The following is a 16833-nucleotide window of genomic DNA, read 5'->3' on the forward strand; positions in this document are numbered from 1 at the left end:
TTATCAGAAGAGTACTGTCCTTCATAATCATTTAAACGTCATTGTATATAGCTTTTGGAAAATACCGCCTGCTTCTAATTGATTAATGCCATACTTTTCTTTTAAATTTCCTGTTGTATCATGTGTATCAGCAACACCGTACCAAGGCTCGATACAAACAAATGGTGCCATACTATTGTTTTCTTCATTATATTTAGACCAGATTCCTACAAAAGGAAAGTCAGCAAACCCTATCTCTATACCATGCTTTGATTTTGCAGAAACAAGTTCGATTCGATCTATATGACTGTAAATCATCGCATCCTTTGCGAACAGCTCCGGTTGCACCTGGATATCCGGCAAATTAGTGCGGATTCCCTTCTCATGAACCAGTGCATTTTCCAATTCATATTCCATGACTTCTTTATGTGGCGCAGGTGTAAATTTCAAGTGGTAGTCCTCTAACTCTTCATCTTCTAAAAGCGGAATTCGAAAAGCAGGATGTGCGCCAATAGAGAAGTACATCTCTTCATTATTTTGATTTTCAATTTTCCAGTCAACGGAAAGAGAATTCTGATTCAGTGTATAGGTGATAAACGCTCTAAATTCATATGGATAGATATTCTTAAAGCGTCCATTAGAAGCTGTTTCAAATGAAGCGTGCTCCGCAGAATGTGTGCTCAGCTCAAAATCAGCATCTCTTAAGAAACCATGCTGTGACATCTCATAGGTGTTTCCGTCAAGCTGATATCGATCCCCTTTCAAGCGGCCGACAATCGGAAATAGTACTGGTGAAACGCGTCCCCAATATGCGCTGTCACCTGTCCACATATAATTCATTTTATTCTTCTTATGCTCTACCGCCCGTATTTCCGCACCTTGACTGTCTATTTCAACTTTTAACCAATCATTTTCAATTATTTGCTTCACTTTGCTTCATCCCTTCTAATATAAAGACTTGATCGAAAAGTATCTCTATCCTTCATCTTAATGTGCAGAATACAGGCTGTCTAGTCTGACTTTCCGTTATTATTTGATTGGTCATATTGCTTATTTCCTTCATTTAATTATCACCTGCCAGTTTTAACAAAATCCTCTTGCAGAAATAATCAATCAATTGTAAAATAAAACTTAATTAATTAAATTAATAAAATAACATAATTTATTTTTAGAATTTTGTAGTATTTTATATCTTTTGTTGTCACATCAATAAAATATGAATAGATATAAACCGCTTACTTTAAATAATAAGGAGGTCCCGATGACAAATTTAACAAAACTATTCCAAAAAACGTTTAATACATCGGATGTACCGAGAAAATTCTTTGCTCCAGGACGTATCAATCTTATTGGTGAGCATACTGATTACAATGGCGGGCATGTATTCCCGGCATCTATCTCACTTGGTACGTATGCTCTCGGAAGAAAACGCACAGATAATACATTTCGATTTTACTCATTAAATTTCTCAGAAAATGGTATCATTGAATGCACACGGAATGAGCTTTCTTTTCAACAGAAACATGCCTGGGCAAATTATCCCAAGGGAATGATTCAATATATTATGGATCAAGGATATGCAGTTGACACTGGTGCGGATATTTTATTTTATGGCAATATCCCTAATGGTGCAGGCCTCTCCTCTTCAGCATCTATTGAATTAGCAACCGGTGTTTTATTAGAAGGGCTTTTTCATTTAGAGATTGACCGCATAGAAATGATTCAAATCGGCCAGAGAGTCGAAAATAAATACATTGGTGTCAACAGCGGAATCATGGATCAATTTGCTATTGGCATGGGAAAAAAAGATAATGCAATGCTGTTAGACTGTCAGACCCTGAATTATCAGTATGCACCTATTACATTACAGGATTATACTATTATCATTATCAACACGAATAAACAGCGGACCCTGGCAGGCTCTAAGTATAATGAACGATTCGCTGAATGCAGAGAAGCATTAGCAGAGCTTCAAAAAAGGCTCCCTATCCAGAGTTTCGGCGAATTATCGCCAGAACAGTTTGAAGATAACAAATACGCTATTACGAATAAAATCCATCAAAAACGAGCCAAGCATGCTGTCTATGAAAACGCACGCACCCTGCAGGCTTTCGAAGAGCTGCATAAAGGTGATTTGCCCGCTTTTGGAGCATTGATGAATGAGTCACATCGTTCTCTGCAGAATGATTATGAAGTGACTGGTCTTGAACTGGATACAATTGTGCATGCTGCCTGGGAGCAGGAAGGTGTTATCGGCGCCCGTATGACAGGGGCCGGTTTTGGCGGCTGTGCTATTGCGATTATCCATCAGGATTTTGTTGATAATTTTAAGCAGGACGTTAATCAAATCTATCAAAACATCATTGGCTATGACGCTACATTCTATCTTGCTTCCATTGCGGATGGAGCGAAAGAAATTATGGAAGGAGAAATCCTATGAGTATTTTAGTTTTAGGCGGAGCTGGTTATATTGGTTCCCATGCAGTGTATCAGTTAATTGACCAAGGAAAACAGGTTATTGTTGTCGATAATTTGGAAACCGGTCATCCCGAAGCTGTTCACCCAAAGGCTATCTTTTATCAAGGAGATATACGCAATATCTCTTTTCTTCGTGAAGTATTTGCCAAGGAATCGATTGATGCTGTCCTTCATTTTGCTGCCAATTCCTTAGTTGGAGAATCAATGGAAAATCCGCTTAAGTATTTTGATAATAATGTATATGGCACACAAATCCTGTTAAAGGTGATGATAGAGCATAACGTGAAAAAGATTGTCTTCTCTTCCAGTGCTGCAACTTACGGAGAAGCAGCATCCATGCCAATTACAGAAGAAATGGACTGTCTTCCTGCAAATACCTATGGTGAGACCAAGCTCATCATGGAGAAGCTGATGAAATGGACAGCACAGGCGCATGATTTAAATTATATTTCTCTCCGCTATTTTAATGTTGCCGGTGCCAGAGAAACAGCTGAGATTGGTGAGGACCACACTCCGGAAACACATCTGATACCTATTATTTTACAAGCAGCTCTGGGACAGAGAGACCATATTTCTATTTTTGGTGATGATTATAATACAGCAGATGGTACATGTATCCGTGATTATATTCATGTGGAGGATCTTATCGAGGCCCATCTGCTAGCCTTGGATTACTTAGACAATCACGGAAAGAGCGATATCTTTAACTTAGGAAGCAGTCAAGGATTTTCAGTAAAAGAAGTGATTGCCGCAGCAAGGTCTGTCACAGGAATCGACATCACTGAAAAAATGAGCGGACGCCGGGCCGGTGATCCTGCCATGCTTATTGCCGGCTCTGAAAAAGCAAAAAGCATACTCGGATGGAATCCATCCCGCACATCTATTGAAAAAATGATACAGGATGCATGGAATTGGCATCGTGCACATCCACATGGATACAGCAGGGAGGAAATATAAAATGATTTACTCCATCATTGAAGGGCTTATCCAGCAAGCCATCAAAAATAGATTAATCGAATCTGCTGATCAAATTTATGTGCGTAATCAGGTTATTGCTTTATTAAATCTGGATTCCATACCCGAAGAAATGCCAGAAGCGCTGCAGGATATCATTCCAAATCTATTAGAAGAAGTCATAGCTTATGCTGTAGAACAGCAGCTGATTGAAGACATTTTTGATGAAAAAGAGATATTTGCTGCAAATATAATGAATTGCTTCGTGGCCCGTCCTTCTGACATACAAACAGCCTTTTACAAAAAGTATGAAGTATCTCCCAAAGCAGCAACCGATTATTTTTACAGTTTGAGTAAGAACAGTAATTATATACAGATGAACCGGATTAAGAAAAATATCCATTTTAAAGCAGAAACAGTTTACGGGAAGCTCGATATAACCATTAATTTATCCAAACCCGAAAAAGACCCCGAGCAATTAAAAAGGGAAAGACAAATGAAGCAATCCATTTCTTACCCAAAATGTTTATTATGTGTAGAAAATGAAGGCTACAAAGGCAAAGTGGGCTATCCAGCCCGGGCCAATCATCGTTTAGTAAAGGTTCCATTAGGCAATGAAAACTGGTATCTACAATACTCCCCATATGTTTATTACAATGAACATAGTATTTTATTGTCTGAATCGCATCGGGATATGAAAATTAATCAGGATACATTTGAAAGACTTGTTACTTTCACAGAAAAATTCCCCCATTATTTTATTGGCTCCAATGCTGATTTACCGATTGTAGGCGGTTCTATTTTAAGTCATGATCATTATCAGGCGGGGGATTATGAATTCGCCATGACAAATGCCAAGACCGCCTTTTCTATTGACCTGCAGCATTATTCTGATGTAGCTGCATCTGTTTTAAACTGGCCATTGTCCGTTATTCGCCTCCATAGCAAAAATAAAAAATCCCTGTTATTTCTGGCAAATCACATTCTGCAAACATGGAAATATTATGATGATGAGCAAGCTGACATACAGGCTTTTTCCGGAGACACACCACATAATACCATTACACCGATTGCAAGAATGAGGGATAACAGCTATGAGCTTGATCTTGTTCTGCGTAATAATCGGACTTCTGAGGAGCACCCGCTGGGCATTTTTCATCCTCATGAAGATGTTCATCATATCAAGAAGGAAAATATAGGTTTAATTGAAGTGATGGGCCTAGCTGTACTGCCGCCGCGTTTAAAAAATGAGCTTATCGAAATCCAGCATTTTTTATGCGGGGAGCCATCTAATATAGAGGCCTATCATCAAGAATGGGCAGAGCAGATTAGACAGAAATATGGTATCTGCTCAAATGCTGAACAGGCAGATATGATTTTGCAAAAGGAACTCGGACAGAAATTTACGAAAGTATTGGAAGACGCAGGAGTTTTTAAAGAGAAGAAAGCATTCGAAAGGTTTATTAAGGCATTAAATGCCTCCAGTTGAATACTGTCATTATTTCCCGGGAAATGTTGAAAGAGGAATTATATTGTAGAAAGTGGACGAAGCCTACACGCGCCGTCCACTTTTTTACCATGAAAGCTAATTATTCCAGCCTTTCAAATTATAATAATACAGTATGTCTTTTCTTATTTACGAAATAAACCATTTCCTTAAAGCCGATTTGTCTTAATGTATCTTGCACCTCTTTATAGTCATCGCCAATTCGGGAAGAGACATGTGAATCAGAGCCAAAAGAAATATCTACTCCATAATGATGTGCTCTTTCCAATATTTCATGAGATGGGTACCAGCCGCCGCAATCTTTATTTTTACCAGATGTATTTACTTCAATGGCAACCCCTTCATCAGCAATCACCTTCAATGTCTCATCTATAATTGGTGTCTTCTCATCATGAAAATCTAATAGAAATCCTTTCATTGCATCGATATGGCCCAGAACCTGAAACATACCGCTTTTTGCAGATTGCTGTATCAAACGGTAGTAAGATTCTTTCTCCTCCAGACGTTCTTGTTTCGATAAATTATCCCATCTGTCTCTTTGAAAGATACTTTTGCCATGAACAAAATGGACAGAGCCGATAATGTAGTCAAAAGGATATTGCTTATATTTTTCTTTATATAGCGCTTCATACTCCGGGAAATAATCACTTTCCATTCCTAATAGCACATGAATTTTATCTTGATATTTTTCCTTTAGTGACAATACTTCCTTTACATAGTTGTCCAGCTCACTCTTCGCCATTGCTATTCCGGGATGAAGCTGATCTTCATCTGCATAAAAATATGGCGAATGATCAGAAATGCCTATGTAATGAAGCCCCCGATCAATAGCTGCCAGAATATAATCTTCTATTTTTCCTTCTGCATGTCCGCAGCGGTCATGATGCGAGTGTAAATCAAAGATAATATTTGTCATAAAGTTTACTCTCCCTTTTCATACTTTTCATTTAATTATACCCTATGAATACTTTTCTTTGTTATATTCATTTCAATTAAGCTGCCAAGTACTTTATCATTTTCTCCTCGTCCTCTTAAAAAATCACAGCAAAAAACTACCATCTGCATAATAGATGATAGTTTTTCATAACTTACTTTTTTTCAAACTGTACTTTATATGATTTTCTGCCTGTCTCTTTATTGAATCGGAATATCTGATCTACAATCTGCCGTTTACCTGTCTGACTATCCTGCAATTGGCAAGATTATCTTACTGTATTCTAAAGAAACACTCTGAGCGCCTAGCATAATTGTCTTCGTATAAACATTATTTCCAGCCCCCAGACGAAGTCGGATATTTGCGTTGCCTTCTGATGCACCATTACCGACCCGCATCGTCACTGTAATCTCAGCTTTTCCCGACTCATCCGCCTCTAAAACGCCAATGCTTTGATAGCCATAGTTGTTGCCCGGCCAGCTTCCATCTGCATTTTGTATTTGTGAGACAGCTTTTCCCCCATCAAGATAAATTTGCATTTCAGCATTCTCGATAATTTGCCCAGGCTCCATATCCGTTAACGTTATCGTTGCCTCAAATGGTGTACCATCAACAGGAACTATCTCCGGTGTATCAATATTATATATGATATCTTTCGGCGGACTCACCTCAGAACCAAAAGCACCATCTGCAAATGTCGACGAATCATACCACAGGTAGCCCTCCGCAGGCTCTCTCCATGGTTCATTTTCAGGCTCCGAAGAATTTTCTGGTGTTTCTATATCTAAAATTGGAGACGGCTCATCTAAAGGAATATCCACCTCAGAAAAAGACCGATAATCCTCTTGATCCGTCAGCCAATTTACGATATTGACCAATAACAGACCATTATCTGCATCCGTAAAACCATCATAGGTGCTTTTTGTCTCCCCATGCTCCTCATTGCGGTACTTCGGTGTGCTGTCCTCTACAGGAGAAGAATCTCCAATAAACGCAGACTTCCCATCTCCCTTTTTCCCGATAGCTGCAAACGGTCCTTCCTCTATTCCACCGCCAAAATAAACACCCTGATCGACAGCATTGTTCCATTTATTTTCCGTTTCCGTTAAACCTTCAGGCAAATACACAATTCCCTTGGCAATTTCAGGATTTGTTACAGCCAGAGTAGATCCTGCATGAATAGTTACTTCTCCGACACCCTCTGTTATGCCAAAAGCTTCCGCTGAAGGAACGATGTCATCCCCTATCGTATTATCAATTGCATTAAACCGGAACCGGATTCCGAATTCTTCGCTCAGCCAGTCAGTGCTTTCCACCCCGTCCATTGCTTCCAGCTCCCCAGTACTCATTCCTTTTGTCGGATCTTCATATGCCCCGCGCCGCCAGCCATTCATGATTTCATTGGAGTCCCAGCGATTGAAGTTTCGGTCGGCATTATAGTGATCGGCTATAAAGAAGACGCCCCCTCCGTTCTCAGCAAATGCAGCAATTGCTTCTTGTTCTGTTTTCTTAAAAGGAATTTGTGCTTCTGGAATGACAAGTACATCAAAATCTTCCAAATCCTCCAGTGATAAAAGTTCTGCACTTCGGTGCTCCTGAACAACGTATCCCTCTTCAACTAATGCATCAGCAAAATCGGAAAAAGCTCCGTCAATTACCCAGTCAGATTGTCCTGCAGTCTGACCATGGCTGTTATCAAACAGAACTTTCATTCCATTTGGCTGTTCAGGGTTTAGAACAGGAGCAGGGTCATTAGGACCTTCTGCCGCAGCAATACTCCCAAATGCAAAAAACAGCACAATACCCAAAACTGACATCGTCCATCTCAAGGCATACTTCATTCTACACATACCTCCCAGTGAATTTTGAAAACAATTTCCAGATAACTCTATGATATCAAAACAGTTAATAAATAACATTAAAAATTCTAAAATTTAAATAATTTTACATTTAAACCAAATAAAGCGTCATAATTTACTTTTTTTTAACAAAATTATATATATTATTTGACATATTCCATGTTATAATTATGTAGAATTCCGAAATACTAGGTAATCGAATTTATTACCCATATTTTTAACTAGGAGGTTTTATCAATGACGTGGAAGAAAACAGGCATTTTTCTATTTGCTGTATCTTTATTATTTTTAGCTGCATGCGGCAGTTCAGATGATGCGGCAGATGGCGATAATTCATCAGACAGCGATACATACGTACCTGATTCACTGACAGTACAATTCGTTCCTTCTCAGAATGCAGAAACTTTAGAGGCAAAAGCAAAACCTTTAGAAGATCTACTGGAGAACGAACTGGATATTGATGTTACTGTAAGTGTTTCAACAAATTATAACTCTGTTGTCGAAGCATTGGCTTCCGAGCAGATTGATGTAGGATTCCTGCCGCCGAATGCATATGTACAGGCACATGACGAATACGGAGCAGCAGATGTGATACTGCAGTCTCAGCGTTACGGCGTAAATGACGACGGTACAAATACAGATGAACTCGTAGACTCTTATTACTCTATGTTTATTGCAAAATCTGATTCCGATATTGACAGCATAGCGGACTTAAAAGGTAAAACTATCGCGTTCCAGGACATCACTTCTTCAGCTGGTTATGTTTGGCCTGCTGCTGCTTTGATGGATGAAGGAATTGATCCTTTAACAGATGTGAAACCGCTAACTCTTCAGGGTCACGATGCCGCTGTTACGGCAGTACTTAATGGAGAAGCAGATGCTGCGGCCATTTTCCAGGATGCGCGTAATGTTGTTTTATCTGATTTCCCTGATGTATTTGAAGATACAAAAGTTATTGCTCATACAGAACTTATTCCAAACGATACAATTGCTGTCCAAACAAACATGGATGAGGAATGGAAAGAAAAAATCAAGCAGGCATTTATCAACGTCGGTGAGTCCGAAGAAGGCCGGGAAATTGTTCGTGACATTTACACACACGAAGGCTATGTTGAATCTCAGGATTCCAATTTTGATATCGTCCGTGAATATTCAGAGCGTATTCAAGAACAGTAGAAACAACTTACTGTTCCTATAGAAAACCTTTAGCTTTATAAAAAAAGCTTCATGTAAGATATGATTAACAGACGTAACTTCTACATGCAGTTATAACGTAATTGATTATCAAGCTGATTAAAGCTTTATAGTATCATTCCTGAAAGGATGTCTAAAAGGGTAAATCCTTTTTATTCATCCTTTTTAAAATTTGTCAGCATTTTTTAACATTTTCCCGCATCTTGTGTATATGGGAATCTGCACACAGTCAGCCTATGGCGGCTATCTCTGATAAGAAAGTTGGGTAAATATGATTGAATTAAATGACGTTTCAAAAGTCTACTCGAATGGTGTAAAAGGATTAGACGACGTTAATCTAAAAATTAATAAAGGTGAATTTGTATCGATTGTCGGTTTATCAGGCGCGGGTAAATCTACACTGCTCCGCTCGATAAACCGTCTCATTGATATTTCTTCCGGTGATATAAAAATAGATGAAAAATCTATCACATCTGCATCGGAAAAGCAGCTGCGGCTGATCCGCAGAGACATCGGAATGATTTTTCAAAGCTTCAATCTTGTAAAGCGTTCCAGTGTGCTGCGCAATGTTCTCTCCGGACGTGTTGCTTACAATAATACTTTGCGGACACTTTTAAATCTATTCCCGCAAAAGGATGTTGACCTGGCCCTGAAAGCGTTAGAAAGAGTAAATATATTGGATAAAGCCTATACAAGATCCAGTGAACTATCCGGTGGACAGCAGCAGCGTGTTTCCATTGCCCGTACGCTGGCTCAGGAAGCAAAAATAATTCTGGCTGACGAGCCGACAGCATCACTTGATCCAGTAACCACCAAACAGGTAATGGATGATCTGAAGAAAATCAATACAGAAGATGATGTTACAGTAATTATCAACCTGCATTTTGTCGACCTGGCAAAAGAATATTCCACAAGGATAGTTGGCCTTCAGGCAGGAAAGGTTGTCTTCGATGGCACGCCGGAAGAAGCTACTCCAGAGGTTTTTGAAGAAATTTACGGCCGCTCACTGAAAGAGGATGAATTGCTCGGGGAGGAAAACCTATGATGGACACAAAACTGAATGGACCCCTCCCAGCAAAGCCATCAAGGTGGCCATTTTACTTTTTTCTCATTGGTCTGTTTGCAATTGTGTTAATTAGTGCCATTTATATTGGAGCAAATCCGCTTACTTTTATCCAGAACAGCGACAATATGGTTGATTTATTTGTCAGAATGTTTCCGCCTGCCTGGTCGTATATAGCAACAACAACGCCAGCCATGCTGGAGACAATCCGTATGGCTCTCTTAGGAACAACTATCGGGATGATTTTTTCCATTCCTATTATGTTCCTGTGTGCACGTAATATTTTTGGGCTTCGTTGGCTGGTGGAATTATCACGAATTGGTTTAAACATTTTACGTACCATTCCTGATCTGCTTTTAGCTGCTATTTTTGCAGCAATTCTTGGATTTTCTCCTCTCGCAGGGATTGTTGCGTTATCTATTTTTTCGATTGGTATTATTGCAAAACTATCCTTTGAAGCCATTGAAAATATTGATAACGGACCATTGGAATCCATGACTGCGGTAGGGGCAAATAAACTGCAATGGATTGCTTTCGGCGTTGTCCCGCAAATTCTGCCGCATTTTGTTTCTTATGTGCTTTATACCTTTGAAATTAACATCCGTGCTGCAGCTATTCTTGGTTTGGTCGGGGCCGGCGGTATTGGGGTCTTCTATGACCGCGCACTTGGTTTTTTCGCCTACGATCAGGTGCTGGCGCTGATTCTGTACACCTTAGTCGTTGTTATTATCATTGATTTAATTAGTTTGAAGATAAGGGAGAAACTGCTATGAGTCAACGTGATCAACTAAAAAAAGCACGCGCCCGAAAAAGAGGAAAAATCGCACTTATTCTCATCGGTCTGATTGCTATATATGTCTGGGCAATCTCTGGAATTGAGTTTAGAGGTATTCAAGAAACAGCAGGACCAGTTACAAAAAATATATTAAAAGGCTTTATCTCGCCGGACTGGAGTTATGTGTACAGTCCTGATGGAGAAGATTTAATCAGAGGACTGCTGGAAACTTTGGCTATTGCTATTGCCGGAATTTTCCTGTCTATTATTCTTGCTGTTCCTGTTGGGCTTTGGGCAGCCAAAAATTTAAGTAAAAGCTTCATCACTTCCCAAAGCGGGAAAGGCGTATTGAGCTTTTTCCGTACACTTCCGGATATTATTCTGGCCCTTCTTTTTATCAAGGTAGTCGGACCTGGTGCATTTGCAGGGATGCTGGCACTTGGTATTGGAGCCATGGGGATGCTGGGTAAATTATATGCAGAGGAAGTAGAAGCAATGGATCCGGGACCGGTTGAATCGATTGCAGCTGTCGGTGGAAATAAATTGCAGCAGCTTGCTTTTGGAGTTATTCCTCAAGTATTGCCAGGTTTTATTTCCGCAACGCTCTATCGTTTTGAAATCAATATGCGTTCTGCAGCTACATTAGGGCTCATCGGTGCTGGTGGGGTCGGTACAGCTTTAATTTTTGCCATTCAAGGGCGAAGCTGGGATCGTGTCGGTATCATTCTCATCGGAATTGTTGTAGTTGTGTTAATCGTCGACCTGCTTTCCAGTGCATTGAGAAAGAAAATTACTTAAAAATGATATTGTTAAGCTCCTCCCATAAATCGACTTATTTACGATTTATGGGAGGAGACTTCTTATAAGTCCCATTCGTGAACGAAAGGAGCGTGTATATTTTTGGAAAAGAAAAAAATCGTTATTTTATTTACAAGTGATGTCCATGGCAAAATTTCACCATACAACAGCCAGGACAAAAGCTATGATGGCAAAGGGTATGCTAAAGTTTCCTCTGTCATAAATACAGTAAGAAAAGAAGAAGAAAACGTAATTGTCATTGAAAATGGAGACATGCTGCAGGGCACACCGCTTTCGCATTACATGCTTGCAGAAAAAGAAGATAGCAGCCAGATTCATCCGGTAATCTCTGCTTGCAATACCATTCGATATGATGCAGCTGTTATCGGCAATCATGAATTCAATTATGGCCGGGAGAAGCTGGAAAAAGCTGTGAACGATTCAAATTTCCCATGGTTATCCGCTAATATTGTTAAAAAAGGAACAACAGATCCTTATTTTGGTACACCGTATACGGTAAAAAAATTCGATGGCCTGACGGTTGGTATCCTTGGATTAACAACCAAGAATATTCCTGTTTGGGAACCAGACCGCCATATTGACCGTTTCGATTTCCTGGATCCAGTGGAAACTGCAAAAAATTGGATAAGCTACTTAAAAGATGAGGAGCAGTTAGATGTTGTCGTTATTGCCTATCACGGCGGTTTTGAGCATGACCCTGTAACCGGGCAGTATCTTGCCGCCAGCAATGGAGAAAATCAAGGGAATGAGCTGCTGGCAAGCCTGCCTGAACTGGATGTATTAATTACCGGTCACCAGCATCTGGTTTATCACGCAGTTACTGAATCTGGCACAGCGGTTATTCAGTCCGGAACAAAGGGAGAATTTGTCGGCCGTATTGATTTGGACTTCGAAAAGAAACAGAAAGAAGATCATTATACATTAGTAGACCGGAAAACGTCGCTTATTCCAGTAAAAGATGCCGCAGCAGATGAGAAGATTTTATCAGATATTAAAGAGATCGAAAATGAAGTAGACGATTGGCTTGATGAAACATTAACAGCTGTATCTGATCCGTCTGCCATGCAAATCGAAGATCCGCTTGAGGATGTATGGATTAAAGAACATCCTATGATTGAATGGGTGAATAAAACCTTTATGAAAATCACTGGAGCAGAAATGGCATCAACAGCCTTTTTTCTCACCCAGGGTATGACATTCAGCAATACACTTACCAGAAGAGATATGCATACATTCTATCCATTTGCCAATACATTAGTCGTGATGGAAGCAACCGGAGAAGAAATTCGAGCCTCCCTTGAGTTCAGCGCATCCTTTTTAACATTAGATGCAGATGACCTTCCTGCGATAAGCGAGTCTTGGAAATATCCGCGCTTACTCAGCTATAACTATGATATGTGGGAAGGAATCCAGTATACAGTTAATCTCCGCAAGCCAAAAGGAGAACGGATTACTTCTCTTACATTTAATGGCGAAGCTTTGGATCCAAATAAAAAATACCGTGTTGCAACGAGCAGCTACCGTGCAAGTGGTACAGGCGGCTATGATATGTTTGGAGAGGATAAAATTATTAAAGAATTTCCGTTTGGCGTAACCGAAATGCTGATTGAGGAATTGGAAAGTACTGAGGAGTTTATTCCGCAAACCAATCAGAATTGGAAGGTATTGAGGTAAGATTTTCTGTTGTATAAAAATACCGGATGTTTCTATGTACAGGAACAGCCGGTATTTTTTATGACGTATTTACTCCATTTCTTGAAGCAGGCGTCTTATAGTCAGTTACCAGATTATATCACACAAGGATTTAATTTTTTCTCTCTTATTACAAAATTCTATGTTTGACATGAAATGCATTTCATACATTATGATTTACGTTAAAAGGAGAGAAAAAAATGAACAATAAAAAAATCATCTTTTTTGATATTGATGGGACATTAGTGACAAATGATAAGACCATACCGGAAAGCACAAAAAAAGCCATCCAGTATCTCCAGAAGAAAGGACATTATACAGTAATAGCTACTGGAAGAGGGCCCAGTATGTTTCACCATATTCAAAAAGAATTAAATATTTCCTCTTATGTAGCTTTCAATGGCCAGTTGGTGGTATGTGACGGAATCGAAATTCATTCTGAAACATTAGATTCTGAATTTGTAGAGGATATTACTGCATTTGCTAACCAGCATAATCATGCTATTGGTTTTGGAAACCAAAAAGATTTTATGATTACGCATGCTAATCATCCATTAGTAAAAGATAATTTTTTACATTTAAAATTAGACTATCCTGCAGTTGATCCAAATTATCACAGGCAGCATACAGTAAATCAGTTGAATTTATTCTGCACAGAGCAAGAAGAGGGTATCTATAAAGAAAAATATACAGATTATACGTTTGTTCGCTGGGGAGATTTTGGAGCAGACGTATTGCCTTCAGGATCTTCAAAGGCTTTAGGTATCCAAAAATTTATTGAACATGCAGGGATAGACCTTGAACATGTCTACGCTTTTGGAGACGGCAAGAATGATATAGAGATGTTAACCCTCGTGGAAAATGGAATTGCTATGGGAAATGCAGTCAATGAATTAAAAGACGTAGCTTCTTATATCACAACGTATTGTGACCAAAATGGGATTTTATATGGTTTACAGTATTTAGAACTTATTGAGTCATCATTCAAGTGAAACCAACAAACTTCATGAGTGACAGGAAATTTGCTGGTTCATCGATAAAATAAAAAACACGAGAACCGGTACCGCCTCCGAAAGTTAGGGTGGAAAATCTAACTTTTGGAGAGAACCATCGTTCCCGTGTTTTTCTATTTCAAGTACTGTCTAACATCATCTATTGTTTCTAATTCATCTATATGATCTATTATGGTTTCCAGCGTGCTTACTTCCTGTTCGTGCACCTTTTTCTTTATTTCTTCTGAAGGTGGAGCTACAAACTTCGTGATTAATCGAATGGTGGTATTAGCCAATGCTTCTGCTTTGCCTTCTATTTTACCCTCTGCTCTGCCCTCTGCTTTTCCTTCCTCTTTCCCTTCATTCCGAAAAATCTCTGCTAAAGTCATTGCCAATTCGCTCCCTTCTTGATAACTGTTTTCTATATGTTTAATTATATCATAATATTGTTTTTTGGTAAGATGATGATGGACACGGAATATATAATAAAACAACGTCTCAAGATACTGTGTTGCTGTCTTCTGGTCCTGTAACTGCCGCAAATAATCAATGGATCGATAAATCGTATTCAATATAACTTGTATATCACTATTACGGATATCCCGAAACACCATCAGTATGATTCGCAGGAACACATTTAATTGCGTATCTTCATCTTCGTAATCCGATACATCGTATATAAAGAATTCATAATCAGGAACGAATTTCTGCAGTTCCTGCGGGAAATCCCGATACCCTTCCAAAAGATTTCTGAACGAAGCTCCGACATACCAATCCGTAATGCCATGATACAAAACAATCGGCATGATGATCGGCAGCCTCTTTTCTTTTTGATTATCCCGTTTGGTTTCCCATATCTCCACCATATATCGCAGTACCTGCAGAGCAGTATAGTAATCATGATAGCTTTTATGCTCGAACAGAAAATATACGTAAGCGGGTTTGTTGTGAATTTTTGTCTGGAATAGCAAATCGGAGAAATATTCTTGGAGATCACGGCTGATAAAGCTGTCTTTTTGGGGCTGAATAGATGCTACATCAATGGTGTTGCGAACGGAGGGCGGTAAGAAGTGGGTAATAAAATCTTTTGCAACATCCACATTTGAAAAAGTTTCTTTAAATATTTTGTCATGCGGGTTCTGAATCTGCAAAATTATCAAGTCCTTTCAATGGTGGAATTTGATATATAATTCGAATGTAAATTCTGCTTTATATTAACACAATCCCACAAAAGAAACAAATGTTCTATATTTCTTTTTTAAGTAGGAAAATCCGGTGATTTTATCGTTTTTGGTAATAAAAGCTATTGAAATATCCATAAAAAAATTAAAAACGCCTGCATATTTTTCAAATTTAACCTCAAACTAAGTATCGTTGTTGATTCACATTCTAAATGGATAGGGATGATAATTAATGATGAATAACAAAAAAGGAATGACCACGTCACTGATTGCTGCAGGTGTAGCAGGCGCTGCAGCCTATGGTATAAGTATGGGTATGCAAAATGGTTCATTTCAAAACATGTCACAAAAGCTTTCCAATTCCATGAATAGCTCCACCATGCAGGATATTGCAAAACCAATCCAGGATATGCTTTCTGGCGGTGACCAGGCAATGAACCAGAGCAATAGTGGTGGCCAGAATCAAACACAATCTTCTTAAAATGTGAATGCAGAAGCGTTTACTATTTAAGATAACAAAAAAGGATGGCTCCATTTCGGTGTCATCCCTTTTTTAACGGCTAGTGAATTTTTTATTATTTTCTTTTTCATTCAGTAATAAGCCGGCCCAACTTCAAGCGCCGAAAAAAAGCCCGACTTTATTTTCCTTTTATATCCATGATTGTAATGCATTCAGAGATTTTTCGATAATCATTCCCTGATCATTATCCAATGTCGCTACATGGTAGCTCTCCTTCATAGAAATGATTTCTTTCTGCTCAGAAGCTATTCCTTCCAATATCATTTGAGCATTATCCGGTGGAACCACATGATCTTCATCCGAGACAAAAATAAGTGCCGGACAGTTTACTTTTCCTAAATTTGCTTTTGTTTCCTTCATCAGTTTCTTTATTTCTCCAATTGATTTTACCGGTGTTTTGTCATAAGCCAGCTCCACTACACCTGCTTTTTTAATATCTGAACCAATTGCGTCAATAAATCGTACCTTTTGATCTGCTTCCATCGCAGGGATATCTACAGCTGCATTGATTAAAATAATTCCCGCCAGAGGGTGCTTTGCTGCTGCATCAAGCGTTAATGTCCCACCCATTGATAAACCGCACATGAAAATTGTGTCACATCTTTCTTCAAGCCAGGAATATGCCTCTTCAATAGAGCTTACCCAATCCTGGTACGTGCATTTTTCCATATCTTCAGGAGCTGTCCCATGTCCTTGCAACCTTGGACCGTAAACAGTGTAGCCTGCGTCCGCAAAGGCTTTTCCAACTGGATACATACTTTGTGTTGTGCCTGTAAAACCATGGGAAACAAGAACTCCTATACGATTTCCTTCAAAGTAAAATGGCTCTGCATCTTTTAAAACCGGATACTGCTCATTCATTTATTTTTCCTCCTCCTGAAACTGA

The 16833-nt window shown here is 39.1% G+C and carries 15 protein-coding genes; 10 read left to right on the top strand and 5 right to left on the bottom strand.

Annotated features, from left to right (window positions below; genetic code table 11):
* Positions 1-27 precede the first annotated feature (27 nt).
* Positions 28-909, bottom strand: coding sequence for an aldose 1-epimerase family protein (locus BN1068_RS20700; RefSeq protein WP_077604712.1), 882 nt, complete (start codon positions 907-909; stop codon positions 28-30).
* A 331-nt stretch (positions 910-1240) separates the two neighbouring features.
* On the opposite strand from BN1068_RS20700, the gene BN1068_RS20705 reads away from it, so the two are divergent.
* The 3 genes from BN1068_RS20705 to galT are packed head-to-tail and all read left to right on the top strand — an operon-like array spanning position 1241 to position 4900.
* Positions 1241-2419 carry a galactokinase gene (locus BN1068_RS20705; RefSeq protein WP_077604713.1) on the top strand — a complete coding sequence of 393 codons (1179 nt, stop codon included), beginning with the start codon at positions 1241-1243 and terminating at the stop codon, positions 2417-2419.
* Entirely contained in the window at positions 2416-3414 is a 999-nt protein-coding gene (galE, locus tag BN1068_RS20710) for a UDP-glucose 4-epimerase GalE (protein ID WP_077604714.1), read from the top strand. The genes BN1068_RS20705 and galE overlap by 4 nt, the downstream gene beginning before the upstream one ends.
* A gap of 1 nt (position 3415) precedes the next feature.
* On the top strand, positions 3416-4900 hold the full coding sequence (gene galT / locus BN1068_RS20715) for a UDP-glucose--hexose-1-phosphate uridylyltransferase (protein ID WP_077604715.1): 1485 nt from the start codon (positions 3416-3418) through the stop codon (positions 4898-4900).
* 118 nt (positions 4901-5018) lie between these two features.
* Here galT and BN1068_RS20720 read toward each other — a convergent pair whose 3' ends face one another.
* A complete protein-coding gene (locus BN1068_RS20720) occupies positions 5019-5825 on the bottom strand; it encodes a histidinol-phosphatase (RefSeq protein WP_077605185.1) in 807 nt (268 codons plus the stop codon).
* Between the two features lie 275 nt (positions 5826-6100).
* Entirely contained in the window at positions 6101-7693 is a 1593-nt protein-coding gene (locus BN1068_RS20725; RefSeq protein WP_077604716.1) for a motility-associated ABC transporter substrate-binding family protein, read from the bottom strand.
* Between the two features lie 255 nt (positions 7694-7948).
* On the opposite strand from BN1068_RS20725, the gene BN1068_RS20730 reads away from it, so the two are divergent.
* The 6 genes from BN1068_RS20730 to BN1068_RS20755 all read left to right on the top strand — a co-directional run bounded on the left by BN1068_RS20730 (position 7949) and on the right by BN1068_RS20755 (position 14246).
* A complete protein-coding gene (locus tag BN1068_RS20730; protein WP_077604717.1) occupies positions 7949-8887 on the top strand; it encodes a phosphate/phosphite/phosphonate ABC transporter substrate-binding protein in 939 nt (312 codons plus the stop codon).
* A 289-nt stretch (positions 8888-9176) separates the two neighbouring features.
* The gene (gene phnC / locus BN1068_RS20735) at positions 9177-9950 is read left to right on the top strand and encodes a phosphonate ABC transporter ATP-binding protein (protein WP_077604718.1); all 774 of its coding nucleotides are present in this window, start codon (positions 9177-9179) and stop codon (positions 9948-9950) included.
* Positions 9950-10741 carry a phosphonate ABC transporter, permease protein PhnE gene (gene phnE, locus BN1068_RS20740; protein ID WP_139344923.1) on the top strand — a complete coding sequence of 264 codons (792 nt, stop codon included), beginning with the start codon at positions 9950-9952 and terminating at the stop codon, positions 10739-10741. Before phnC ends, phnE (BN1068_RS20740) begins: the two co-directional genes overlap by 1 nt.
* Entirely contained in the window at positions 10738-11541 is an 804-nt protein-coding gene (phnE, locus tag BN1068_RS20745; RefSeq protein ID WP_077604720.1) for a phosphonate ABC transporter, permease protein PhnE, read from the top strand. The genes phnE (BN1068_RS20740) and phnE (BN1068_RS20745) overlap by 4 nt, the downstream gene beginning before the upstream one ends.
* 102 nt (positions 11542-11643) lie before the next feature.
* On the top strand, positions 11644-13236 hold the full coding sequence (locus tag BN1068_RS20750; RefSeq protein ID WP_077604721.1) for a bifunctional metallophosphatase/5'-nucleotidase: 1593 nt from the start codon (positions 11644-11646) through the stop codon (positions 13234-13236).
* A gap of 218 nt (positions 13237-13454) precedes the next feature.
* Positions 13455-14246, top strand: coding sequence for a Cof-type HAD-IIB family hydrolase (locus tag BN1068_RS20755; protein ID WP_077604722.1), 792 nt, complete (start codon positions 13455-13457; stop codon positions 14244-14246).
* 134 nt (positions 14247-14380) lie between these two features.
* Here the strand turns inward: BN1068_RS20755 and BN1068_RS20760 are convergent, their stop codons facing one another.
* Positions 14381-15397 carry an Rpn family recombination-promoting nuclease/putative transposase gene (locus BN1068_RS20760; protein WP_254846844.1) on the bottom strand — a complete coding sequence of 339 codons (1017 nt, stop codon included), beginning with the start codon at positions 15395-15397 and terminating at the stop codon, positions 14381-14383.
* 262 nt (positions 15398-15659) lie between these two features.
* Here BN1068_RS20760 and BN1068_RS20765 point away from each other — a divergent pair, with 262 nt between their 5' ends.
* Positions 15660-15908, top strand: a complete 249-nt coding sequence (locus tag BN1068_RS20765) for a hypothetical protein (protein ID WP_077604723.1) — start codon at positions 15660-15662, stop codon at positions 15906-15908.
* A gap of 168 nt (positions 15909-16076) precedes the next feature.
* On the opposite strand, the gene BN1068_RS20770 is transcribed toward BN1068_RS20765, so the two are convergent.
* Entirely contained in the window at positions 16077-16808 is a 732-nt protein-coding gene (locus tag BN1068_RS20770; RefSeq protein WP_077604724.1) for an alpha/beta hydrolase, read from the bottom strand.
* Between the last annotated feature and the right edge of the window lie 25 nt (positions 16809-16833).

The sequence above is a fragment of the Oceanobacillus sojae genome (genome assembly GCF_900162665.1).
Lineage (GTDB): Bacteria > Bacillota > Bacilli > Bacillales > Amphibacillaceae > Oceanobacillus > Oceanobacillus sojae_A.

What these genes read in the sequence shown, in the direction of transcription:
- BN1068_RS20705 (WP_077604713.1), top strand. Translation starts at nt 1,241, where the DNA reads ATGACAAATTTAACAAAACTATTCCAAAAAACGTTTAATACATCGGAT.
- galE (WP_077604714.1), top strand. Translation starts at nt 2,416, where the DNA reads ATGAGTATTTTAGTTTTAGGCGGAGCTGGTTATATTGGTTCCCATGCA.
- galT (WP_077604715.1), top strand. Translation starts at nt 3,416, where the DNA reads ATGATTTACTCCATCATTGAAGGGCTTATCCAGCAAGCCATCAAAAAT.
- BN1068_RS20725 (WP_077604716.1), bottom strand. Translation starts at nt 7,693, where the DNA reads ATGAAGTATGCCTTGAGATGGACGATGTCAGTTTTGGGTATTGTGCTG.
- BN1068_RS20730 (WP_077604717.1), top strand. Translation starts at nt 7,949, where the DNA reads ATGACGTGGAAGAAAACAGGCATTTTTCTATTTGCTGTATCTTTATTA.
- phnC (WP_077604718.1), top strand. Translation starts at nt 9,177, where the DNA reads ATGATTGAATTAAATGACGTTTCAAAAGTCTACTCGAATGGTGTAAAA.
- phnE (WP_139344923.1), top strand. Translation starts at nt 9,950, where the DNA reads ATGGACACAAAACTGAATGGACCCCTCCCAGCAAAGCCATCAAGGTGG.
- phnE (WP_077604720.1), top strand. Translation starts at nt 10,738, where the DNA reads ATGAGTCAACGTGATCAACTAAAAAAAGCACGCGCCCGAAAAAGAGGA.
- BN1068_RS20755 (WP_077604722.1), top strand. Translation starts at nt 13,455, where the DNA reads ATGAACAATAAAAAAATCATCTTTTTTGATATTGATGGGACATTAGTG.
- BN1068_RS20765 (WP_077604723.1), top strand. Translation starts at nt 15,660, where the DNA reads ATGATGAATAACAAAAAAGGAATGACCACGTCACTGATTGCTGCAGGT.
- BN1068_RS20770 (WP_077604724.1), bottom strand. Translation starts at nt 16,808, where the DNA reads ATGAATGAGCAGTATCCGGTTTTAAAAGATGCAGAGCCATTTTACTTT.